The following is a 5,255-nucleotide window of genomic DNA, read 5'->3' as shown; positions in this document are numbered from 1 at the left end:
CCTTCCTTTTCCCGAGCTCCCACTCACTGCGGTCCATGACCAGGAGGAGGCTGGGAGGCCGAAGAAGGGAAAGAACGAAGAGTGCGTATCCTTCCTTGTCCAGTCCCGGCCACCTCAAAAACCGCTGGAATCTTCGGTAAGCGGAGCGGGGGTCAGGGCTTGCGGTGAGACCGAGGGGGAGGGCGAGTTTGGGGCCGCTTACGGTGCGGGCGGTGATCAGGGCCATCACGAGGGCGGCCAAGAAGGTGAGGCGCCTGAGGTCGGCTTTCCAATACCGCTTCAAAACTCTGACGAGTGGGCTAAGCTGATCCATAGGGACCACCTCCTCTGGATGCCTGCCCATCCTGGTGGGCGCAGGTTCATCCTAAAGGGGTGGTCCCCAGTTTTGACGTGTACTGAGGGCTTGGACAAGACCACGGGCGTACTGCACCACGCTCAGGCCGAGCGCAGCACCTCCGTGAGCCTTTTGCCGCTCGCGGCCCTGGCTGCATTCACTGCGAGTACGGTGGAAAGAAAGGCGGCGAGAGCCAGCGCGGCCAGGTAACCCCAGGGTATGGCCAGCCGCTCCGGGGCCGGGTCGAACACCCCGTCCAGCAACTTGACCAAAAGCTGCGCCACACCTAGCCCGATTAGCAAGCCAGCCAGGCTGCCTGCTCCGGCCACGACTAGCCCTTCACCCCAGAGGAAGGCCCCAAGCTGCTTTGGCTTCGCACCGAGTGCGATCAGCACGGTGAAGTTACGGCGTCGCTCGGTAAGGCCCAAGAGCAGCACCAGCCCCGTAGCCGCGGCCAGGAGCAGCACTGCGAAGCCCAGCTCGAGCCGAGAGAGCCCCGCCGCATTGACCGCGGTGAGGCTCGAGGCGATGCGCTGCTGTACCGCACCGAGTTCTGAGACCGTTGCCCCCGGCAGGTCGCGCACGATTTTAGCGGCCCTGGCCGCCACCTCGGTGCGGTCGCCGTTCACCCGCAGCAAAACCACTTCGGCAGCGTCGGCGTGGGTCTGTGAGGCCACGTAACCAGCGTTGGCGACCAGAAAGGAGTCTTTTGGAGCGGTGGGAAACTCCCGCACCACGCCCACAAAGGTGAAGGGGACGACATGGTACTGGTGGTCCCGAGCGTCCAGTAGCCGCAGCCGCACCGGGTCACCCACTTTTAGCTGGTAGTCGTTGGCGGTCTCCTGTGAGACGAAGAGGGCGTCGGGCCTCGAGCGCAGCAGTTGCAAAGCCTGCTGGGCCGTGACCCCGCGGAAGTAGGCGTCTACCAGCCGGGTGGTCTCGGTGAGGTGAGCTGCATCCACCCCAAAGAGGTCCTGGAGGTCGTTGCCCACGTAGGCAAAGCGGTGCTGGAGCGGCTGGGCGGCGGCTACGCCGGGGATGGCCCGCAGGGCAGCCAGCCGGCTCCCCGCCGGATGGGCTGCGGTTCCGGTCACGGTGACGTCAGCCCCATTCGTGAGCAACGCGTCCACCCGCGACTGGCCGGCGTAGGTGGCGTTGAAAATCGAGGTGGAGACCGCGAAAGCCACCGCCAAGGCGGCCAGCGCGGTGCCTTGCGAGAGCAAGCTGCGCTGCCGCTCCAGGGTGGCCGAAACGCTGGGAGCAAGGTTTCCCGCCAGCGGGCGCAGGATCGGGGTAAGGCTGCGGCGGCGCAAGGCCCAATCCAGCAGCCGCACCGCGAGCAGGGTAGCCCCTACCCATAAGGCCAAAGGCGCGATGAAGGACTCGTACTGCACGCTGGACTTCGCCACCCCCTCGGGGGCCAGCACCAGTTGGTAGCCGCCTGCGGCGCTGCGCCAAAACAGCGCCCCGGACAAGGCCAAAAGCCCCAGGTCGAGGTAGAGCCGCTGCCACAACGGGGCGCTCGCCCTTCCTACCTTTTGCCGCGCGGCGTTCACGGTTTGATTGCGTAGGGCCAGGAGCGTGGGGACGAGCACCACCGAGACCGCCAGCAGCACCCCGAAAGCACCCGCCAAAAGCGTCCAGACCGAGCGTAGGCTCGAGCCAGACGGCAGGGCGACGCGCTCGGCGAGCCAGGCTAGAGCCAGGCCGCCCAGCAGCCCGGCGAAGGCTACCCATCCCGCCTCGAGCGAGGCCATCCCCAGCACCCGCCGCACCCCCGCCCCGCGCATCCGCAACAGCGCGGTCTCGCGGCGGCGCTCTCCCCAGCTGGCCGATGCCATGCTGAGGGTCAACAGGGCCGCCAGGATCGCGCCGGGAACACCCAAAAAGAGAAATAGGGCCTGGGCGTAGAGGGCATCGGCCCGCACCCCGTCCAGCCGGGCCGCCAGGTTGTTGCCGATCACCGCCCCGCCCGCCAGCTTGACCTCGACGTGGTTGGCGAGTTGCTGCACCTGGACGTAGGCTGCACCGGGGTCTTTAGAAAGCGGTGCCGAAAGTCGGACATGGAACTGCTCGCGCACGCTATCGGGCCGGACGGTGCGCTGTGGGTCGAACAGAGCGTGCCATTGCGCTTCTGGCAGTAGGAGCACGTTGTCCGGCGGGGCCTGTGGGGCCAGCCCCTTGGGGGCGCCCACTGCCTGGAACAAGGAGTCGGCTTCGGGCAAGTCTACGATCCCCGCAACCCGTACGCTTACCGGGGGCAGCCCTAGTCGATTAATCACGACGGTGTCGCCCACAGCTACGTGCAGGTTGGCAGCGGTCTGCTGGGCCAGCAGCACCCCCTGAGCGCTGCCGACCAGGGGGCGGATTTCCTTGGGAAAGTGGATGGCATAGGTGCTGGAAAGCCCTAGCACTTTGCCTGCGCCGGTGGTCTGCACGGTTCCACCGGTGCGGGCGCTGAAACCCGCTACATCGGCGTAGCCAACAAGCTCGAGGGCTTTCACACCCACGGCTTGCAGAGCCCCCCTCACCGTACCTGGGTCGGCGTTCGGGGCCAGCAACACCTGCCAGTCCACCGCAACCCCCTCCACCGCCCGCTGGGTCATGGTGGCGGTGCTGCGGGTGATGAAGGCCCCCAGGCAGGCCAGGAAAGCAATCGTGAGCGCTACGCCGGTGGCTGCTCCCCACACCCGCAAAGGCCGCCGGGTGAGCAATCCGCGGAGCCAGGCCAGGGTCATACCGATACTCCTTTCCCGGTGTCCAGAACGCCGCGCCGCATCTGCCAAACCAAGTCCATACGGCGGGCCACGCCGAGGTCGTGGGTGGCGACCACCAGGGCCGTTTCAGTGTTTTCGAGAGCCCCCAGCAGGGCATCCATTAGCTGCCGAGCGGTCTCGCTGTCGAGCTGCCCGGTAGGCTCGTCGGCCAGGATCAGCCGGGGACTCGCCGCCAGGGCGCGTGCCACCGCGACCCGCTGGGCCTGCCCGCCCGATAGCTCCTCGGGAAGATGTTGAGCAACTTTTTCCAGACCCAGCCTCTCCAGGGCTTCCATCGCCCGAAGCTCGGCCTCGCGCTCCTCCATTCCGCCCAGCACCAGCGGCAGGGAGGCGTTCTCGAGCGCCGTTAGGGGCGCCAAAAGGCTTTGCGCCTGGAACACGAAAGCAACCTTGCCAGGGCGCAGTTGGTCCGGCTCGCCGAGCGCGGGAAACCTCACCGAACCGGAGGAGGGCTGCTCAAGCCCCCCCATCAGGTGCAACAGGGTGCTCTTGCCCGAGCCCGAAGGCCCCAGCAGGGCGATCCGCTCACCCGGCAGCACCCGGCAGGTGGCCCGCTCCAGGGCCACGATTTCCCCTGCGCCAAACCCATAGCTCCGGCGGGCCTCGCGCAGCTCCACCAAGGCTTCAGGCATGGGCGAACCTCCCATCTTGGATGTGCAACACTCGGTCTGCCCGGCGGGCCAGCTCGGGGCTGTGGGTGGCGATCAGGGCGGCCCCGCCCCGGGCGCAGAAGCTTTCAATCTCGTCCAGCACCAGAGACTCGGTTTCGGCGTCCACCTCGGCGGTGGGCTCGTCGGCGAGCAAGACGGTGGGCTGGGCGGCCAGGGCTGCGGCCAAACCGGCACGCGCCAGTTCGCCGCCGGAGAGCTGTGAGGGCCGGGCGTGCAGCCGCTTGCCCAATCCCACCCGCCGCAACCAATCCGCCGCCCCTGCCGGGCTCTGGTGGGCTAAGAGGGTGGCGAATTGCACGTTTTCCAGAACGCTCAGGTGCTCGAAGAGGTTGTCGGATTGCAACAATACCCCCATGTGTCTGGCCCTTAGCTCGGCCCGCTCCTCCTCGGAGCGGCGGGTCAGGCGCTGGCCTGCGACAATCACATAACCGCCGTCGGGCTCGTCCAACCCAGCCAAGCAGGCCAGCAGGGTGCTCTTGCCGCTGCCGGAGGCTCCCACCACCGCCACCAGTTCACCTGGCTCGATGCGCAGGCTCACCCCGCGCAGTGCCCTAATTTCTTCATCTCCAACGTGGTAAAAGCGGTATAGGTCGATGGCCTCGAGCACGCTCATGGCCGCTCCCATCGGAAGGATTCCACAATCCGCCGCCAGGCATCGGCGTTGTCGGCTCCTTTGGGGGCCGAGAGGGTCAGCAGCGCTTCCTGCCCTTTCTTGTACAGCAGGTACAGGTCGTTCTCCAACCATACTTTTTGGCCCGTTACCGGGTTCGGCTGGGACTGCGCTTCGTACCTCACCCGCACGGCGCTGCCAGAAGGCAGCTTAACTGCACTCACCGACTTTATCTTGACGCCAGCTTCCTTTTGCAAGGCTTTCACCTCCTTGTCCTGCACCCCGGCCACGGTAGGAGCAGCCAAGGCTTTCCGCAGCACCACGCTCAGGCGGTTGAGCTTGGCTTCAAAGCGGACGCTGTTGCCCTGTACGGTGCGTGCCCAGCCCTCGGGAACCTCGAGGCTGTAGCCTGCGGGGTGGGTGTAGCGCACAAAGGCTTGGTTGTCAGGGATGTCGCCCACGCGGTTAGGCTCGGGCGCATAGGGGGTCTGGGCCACGGCCAGGCTCCAAAAGACGGCTGTGAGAACCAGGTGTCGCTTCACGGCAACCTCCCTTTCATCTGGGTTTTCACCATGCTTCTCTCCCAGACTTGACCGCTATGCGGCTCTTGGGGTTAATCAGCGGCATGACCCTGCGTGAAGCCCTGCCCCAGGTCCCAGACCCCCATAGCGGTCAAGTCTGGTGGGAAGGTTACTCCCCTTCGGAGGTATCCTCGTGTTCCTTACCGGCCTCCTCTTGCCCGTAGGCCTCCTGGTGAAGGACCTGGCCGGTACCAGCATCCACCTTCAGCTCCTGCCCGGCGAGAACCACCTCCCACACCAGATAGCCGTTCTCGTTGCCCAGAGATACCTTGGTGGGGCTCG

4 protein-coding genes and 1 pseudogene are annotated in these 5,255 nt (G+C 66.3%); all 5 read right to left on the bottom strand.

Going from position 1 to position 5,255, the window contains the following annotated elements:
- A pseudogene (locus H531_RS13265) lies at window positions 1-283 on the bottom strand (IS4 family transposase); the annotation flags it as partial.
- Window positions 284-435: 152 nt separating this feature from the next.
- Entirely contained in the window at window positions 436-3,072 is a 2,637-nt protein-coding gene (locus tag H531_RS0112115; protein ID WP_022799579.1) for an ABC transporter permease, read from the bottom strand.
- Complete coding sequence (locus H531_RS0112110) at window positions 3,069-3,743, bottom strand: ABC transporter ATP-binding protein (RefSeq protein WP_022799578.1); 675 nt, start codon at window positions 3,741-3,743, stop codon at window positions 3,069-3,071. Before H531_RS0112110 ends, H531_RS0112115 begins: the two co-directional genes overlap by 4 nt.
- Complete coding sequence (locus H531_RS0112105; protein ID WP_028490843.1) at window positions 3,736-4,395, bottom strand: ABC transporter ATP-binding protein; 660 nt, start codon at window positions 4,393-4,395, stop codon at window positions 3,736-3,738. Before H531_RS0112105 ends, H531_RS0112110 begins: the two co-directional genes overlap by 8 nt.
- Window positions 4,392-4,934 carry a hypothetical protein gene (locus H531_RS0112100; protein WP_022799576.1) on the bottom strand — a complete coding sequence of 181 codons (543 nt, stop codon included), beginning with the start codon at window positions 4,932-4,934 and terminating at the stop codon, window positions 4,392-4,394. The genes H531_RS0112105 and H531_RS0112100 overlap by 4 nt, the downstream gene beginning before the upstream one ends.
- Window positions 4,935-5,255: the final 321 nt, after the last annotated feature.

Origin of the sequence: Thermus islandicus DSM 21543, assembly GCF_000421625.1 — a bacterium.
GTDB classification, from domain to species: domain Bacteria; phylum Deinococcota; class Deinococci; order Deinococcales; family Thermaceae; genus Thermus; species Thermus islandicus.
The sequence above is the reverse complement of the archived record's forward strand: the minus strand, read 5'-3'. Positions and strand labels throughout refer to the sequence as shown.

Bases quoted from the DNA above. Each gene is read 5' to 3' on its own strand.
- H531_RS0112115 (WP_022799579.1), bottom strand. From the start codon at position 3,072: ATGACCCTGGCCTGGCTCCGCGGATTGCTCACCCGGCGGCCTTTGCGG.
- H531_RS0112110 (WP_022799578.1), bottom strand. From the start codon at position 3,743: ATGCCTGAAGCCTTGGTGGAGCTGCGCGAGGCCCGCCGGAGCTATGGG.
- H531_RS0112105 (WP_028490843.1), bottom strand. From the start codon at position 4,395: ATGAGCGTGCTCGAGGCCATCGACCTATACCGCTTTTACCACGTTGGA.